Source organism: Bathymodiolus platifrons methanotrophic gill symbiont (assembly GCF_002189065.1).
Classification (GTDB): Bacteria; Pseudomonadota; Gammaproteobacteria; order Methylococcales; family Methylomonadaceae; genus Methyloprofundus.
Genome location: NZ_BDMN01000299.1, coordinates 1 through 4,239 on the forward strand (window position 1 = coordinate 1; position 4,239 = coordinate 4,239).

Below are 4,239 nucleotides of genomic sequence, written 5' to 3' on the forward strand. Positions count from 1 at the left end.
TATGCTACAACTATATGAAAAAAATAGTCTTTTCATTCGTTTCAAATGCTATTGCCTAAGGGGAATTAAGTAGGGGTTTGCTATAAACATGGCAAAACCACCTAAAATAAACCTCGATACACCAGCATTGTGTATTTCAGCTACTCAATAATTGGGAAACTTCAGTTATTAGTCTTAGTGGTTTTATTCTTCTCTTCCGTTGCTTGCAGGTAATAGCAACGCCACCATTCGTACCAGTTATCGCTTTGCAAGGGGATAGCTTCATTGATTCTAAATGTCACTATGTCTGTTAATTTTATTTTGTTGCCTTTTGCCTCTATATCAGCATGAATTTGTGCTAATTGCTGTGAATCTTGCAGTAATGTTGCGGCGGCTTTTAACGCGGGTATGCTTTCAGATGCTTGTATTAATAAATCACAAAAGAAATGGTTTTTATTTTGTAAGGCAAGCTGCTTTTTTTCTTCTAATTCTTGTTGACCAAATAAGGTGACAGTTTCTAAAGTTTCAGCTAAAAAATGGCTTTTCCCTCCTGAGTTCATATTAGGTGTCACTGGACTTTTATCAAACCAGCGACCTCTAGTATCTTCCCCTAAATTAATCAAACCTGTGTACCTTCCGTTCTCATCACAACACAAGACCCATTTTACCTGTTTTCTGGCGAAACCTGGTTCAATACCCGACAAGTTTTTATCAGCATAATCGCATAAGGCGCTAAGCATATTCGGGAACCTCTACTGATTTTTTAACGGCTTCAGAATAATAGTTAGGAATAAGCACGAAACAACTTCCCGATATTAATTATTCTTGAGGAATTGCACGGTAATTCCATTTTGGTAAATGTGTATCAAATACAATCGGCATTATTTCTTTGAAGTCAGCGGCATATTTTCGTCCTGTCTCGTATATTTTGTCGAGTATGTGAACAATTGTTGTTAGTCCTTTTGACGTTGATGTTCTAGAAATCAATGTTTTAACTGTTTCAACCGAGTCAAATACAACACCTTCACAAGCACGAGTCACATGAGGAAAAAAACGATGTTCAATGGGATTATACTGGGAGGTATAAGGAGGATAGTGGGCAATCCTAATTTCCAATCCAAGTGCATTCGCAGTCTTTTGTAAATCTTCTTTAAAAATGTAGTGCCGTGAGCTGTTACTCCCTCCACCATCGCAAAGGATCAACAATGATTTTGCTTTAGGATAATGAATAATACCCTCGTTTACCCACCATTGAAATAAGCTATCACAGGCAAATTCACTGGTATCATGACTCGTTCCAAGCGTGATATATCCTGTGTTTCGTTTGAGGTCATAAAACCCATGAGGAATAACACTGCCTGTTGCAGAGCTAGGGAAATCATGATCATTCGTTTGAATGGCTGCTTGTGTATAGAGCGATCCATTACGATAAAAAGTACCCAATAACTCTTTCTTTTTGGTATCCATACTAATAACAGGGTTTCCCGCATCCAGGTAGTCCTGCTTCAATTGGGTAATATTTTCAAATTGAGCATTGCGGTCAGGATGACCACCCATCGTAATGTTTTTCTGGGCTTTGCGCTTAACATATTCATGTTTTTTTAATAAATATCGAACGATATTACGACTGACAGAATAACCCTTTTTTAATAATTCACTGACGATTTCACGCGGCTTTAGATAAGTCCACCTAATAGATGAATTCATTGGATTGCCTGCTGTATGCTGTTGAAGAATATCTAAAAAGTCTTGATCTATTCCACTGTATTCAGGGGTAGAGGTCTTTTTTTTCGACCGCCTCCAGGTTGTCTGATTCCTGTTATATCCAGTTCTAATTCGGTGAGTTCTTTTTTTCCTTGGCGGATAGTTTTTGGGTCACACTCTAATAAAGCTGAAATATAGTTAACGCCACCATGAGATAATTTTTCACTTTCAATGGCGGCATACCGTCGCTTATTTTTTTCACAAAGTGAGTCATAAAATTTCTTCATCGACTTTTCGATATTTTTTTTATAAGGAAATGACATAAGACAACCACTGAGTAATAAATTAAGATAACCTTAATTTAGGGGAGATATTTCATTATTCAAGCTTGGCTGCTTCAGGAAGTTATTTCGTGCACATTCCTTAGGTACGTCTAAAACGCCTTGCTTAACCTGTGCATGAAAAACACTAATGCTAGGTTTGGCTTTAGAATCATTAACACTAGCAAGATCAAAAACGTCATACAGCATCCAGCCTGTATCAATATCCTGAGCTAATGCTTCTGGGAGATTATCCTGGTCTTTAATTAACTCAAAAAAAGCTGGAAATTCACGACAACCTAAAAATGGCTGATAAAAGCATTTTCCTTGTTTGGCGCGACGACTAAATTGAGCATCTAGTGTTTTGATATTGGTTTTATAATCTCGACATTGAGCGTGGGCATAGAGTCTGTAACGAACATTTTTAAGTGCCGTTGTTTGGCGTTGGGTTCTTCCTTTTGTGTCGTTACCAAGTAATGCCTTAGTCCCATCCGCCCATTGCGGTTCAATCGCTTCTTTACCCTCAGCCCATGCTAAAATTTTATTGTGATTAGGGACTTTATCCTTAACTTCATTACGCCTTAATGCAAGATATTTAATCGGGTTCAGAATCTCGATTTTTTCAAGTTGCCAATAAAAGTTGTAATCTTTTTTAAAATAAATTGCATCAAAAATCCCTCTTGCGGCTGAGGGCGTGATGACTGGATAGGTGTAGCGTTCCACTTTCATTTCAGGGCGAGTAAAGCAGGCTAAATCACCCCATACTTCCAGGCAATGAGTAATTCCACGCATAATGTCTCCTTTGTTTTAGGCTATCCACAGGTTAAGTTGGTCTTTAGGGTATAACCCTAAACGTTGGTCGTAATGCTCTTGGTTATAAATAAACCAGTCCGTTTGTTCTTGTTGCCCTCGTTTATGTAGTAATACAGGGGTAAGGCTATCCCAAATAGGGTTATCTGTTTTGGGACGATATAAACTGATAGTGATAGGTTTTGCGTTTTGAATCCAGTCTTTGGTTAAGCCTATTTCACTGCTCTCGGTTTCAAGTTGTTGGTATAAATCCAGCAAAGGCTGATAAGGGCAAATCACATTAATATTGTCTTGCTTAATTAAGCGGTATTCTTTTGCTATTTCAGGAAAGGCTCCCGCAGCGATTAATTCCAATAGCGCTTGTGTTTCTTTATTGGCATTAGGGTCACTTAAGTTATACAGGTTTTTGTAATACTGATGAATAAACTCAGGATGGTGCATTTGCATTGCCTCAGAGCCTAAACGAGTGAGTAATTCTTTGGTCATATCGGCAGCTTGTTGATAACCTCCATCTGGAGGATAACTTTCATCTTCTGGGCAAAAAACATGTACTGTCCCTTTCTCTAATAAACCTTCACGATTACAACGACCACCTGCTTGAATAATGGCATCTAAAGGAGCATAAGCCCTGTAAACAATTGGGAAATCAATATCAACCCCTGCTTCAATACATTGCGTTGCAATAAGAATACAATCTTGCTTGTTTTGTAGTCTCTCGCGTACTTCGGCAAGTACATTTTGCCTGTGGGCTGGGCATTGATTAGTTGATAAATGTAAGACATCAGGATTATCAATTTCCTCTATGATTGCCTGGGCATGACGATTTAAATTAACAATGCACAAAGCTTGCTGATGTTGCTCTAGTTCTTCGGCTAAATAATTCCAATTCCAGCGTTGTTGCGGTGAATGCCAGCGGTATTCTGTTCGTTCTAAAGGCGTAAATAAGGCTAAAGGTTCGTTAACAATTTCATTAGGCTGCCAGCCCTTATCGCAATGATTGGATATTTGTGTATGTAAATGTGAAAAAACAGGTTGTGTTGCGGTGGCAAATACAACTGAAGTCTTATGGCTAGAGGCTAGATGAGATAGGGCGGCTAGTGTGGGAGTAACTAATTTAAGTGGTAAAGTTTGAGCTTCATCCGCTGTCAGCCCCGGACGGGATGATAGTCTCCAGAAGGCGCAGGGAAATTTGCCAATCCGAAGTGCGCGATAGCGCGCGAGGGAGGCTAAAATTTTATCCCGAATAGCCGTAGAGCCATTTGAGGTAGCCATGACTGAGCTGCTTTGTGCTCAGTCTGTGGCGGACGCAGGGCGGCTGGAGCATCTCCTATTCGCTGCGTAGGTGAACGAATTACGGCGACAGGAGTCCCGGAATTTCGTGAGGTAGCATGGCGCGCCTATCGTTGTAGTAGTTTCTTAGGATTAG

5 protein-coding genes are annotated in these 4,239 nt (G+C 39.6%); all 5 read right to left on the reverse strand.

Annotation, left to right across the window (positions count from 1 at the left end):
• Nucleotides 1-161: 161 nt before the first annotated feature.
• Nucleotides 162-719, reverse strand: coding sequence for a type I-C CRISPR-associated protein Cas8c/Csd1 (locus CDZ78_RS15790; RefSeq protein WP_087870861.1), 558 nt, complete (start codon nt 717-719; stop codon nt 162-164).
• A gap of 79 nt (nt 720-798) precedes the next feature.
• Complete coding sequence (locus CDZ78_RS15795) at nt 799-1,815, reverse strand: ISAzo13 family transposase (protein WP_307190509.1); 1,017 nt, start codon at nt 1,813-1,815, stop codon at nt 799-801.
• The gene (locus CDZ78_RS23270) at nt 1,734-2,006 is read right to left on the reverse strand and encodes a hypothetical protein (protein ID WP_087868120.1); all 273 of its coding nucleotides are present in this window, start codon (nt 2,004-2,006) and stop codon (nt 1,734-1,736) included. Before CDZ78_RS23270 ends, CDZ78_RS15795 begins: the two co-directional genes overlap by 82 nt.
• 33 nt (nt 2,007-2,039) lie before the next feature.
• On the reverse strand, nt 2,040-2,795 hold the full coding sequence (gene cas5c, locus CDZ78_RS15800; protein ID WP_087870862.1) for a type I-C CRISPR-associated protein Cas5c: 756 nt from the start codon (nt 2,793-2,795) through the stop codon (nt 2,040-2,042).
• A gap of 15 nt (nt 2,796-2,810) precedes the next feature.
• Entirely contained in the window at nt 2,811-4,085 is a 1,275-nt protein-coding gene (locus tag CDZ78_RS15805; RefSeq protein ID WP_087870863.1) for a CRISPR-associated helicase/endonuclease Cas3, read from the reverse strand.
• Between the last annotated feature and the right edge of the window lie 154 nt (nt 4,086-4,239).

What these genes read in the sequence shown, in the direction of transcription:
- CDZ78_RS15790 (WP_087870861.1), bottom strand. Translation starts at nt 719, where the DNA reads ATGCTTAGCGCCTTATGCGATTATGCTGATAAAAACTTGTCGGGTATT.
- CDZ78_RS23270 (WP_087868120.1), bottom strand. Translation starts at nt 2,006, where the DNA reads ATGTCATTTCCTTATAAAAAAAATATCGAAAAGTCGATGAAGAAATTT.
- cas5c (WP_087870862.1), bottom strand. Translation starts at nt 2,795, where the DNA reads ATGCGTGGAATTACTCATTGCCTGGAAGTATGGGGTGATTTAGCCTGC.
- CDZ78_RS15805 (WP_087870863.1), bottom strand. Translation starts at nt 4,085, where the DNA reads ATGGCTACCTCAAATGGCTCTACGGCTATTCGGGATAAAATTTTAGCC.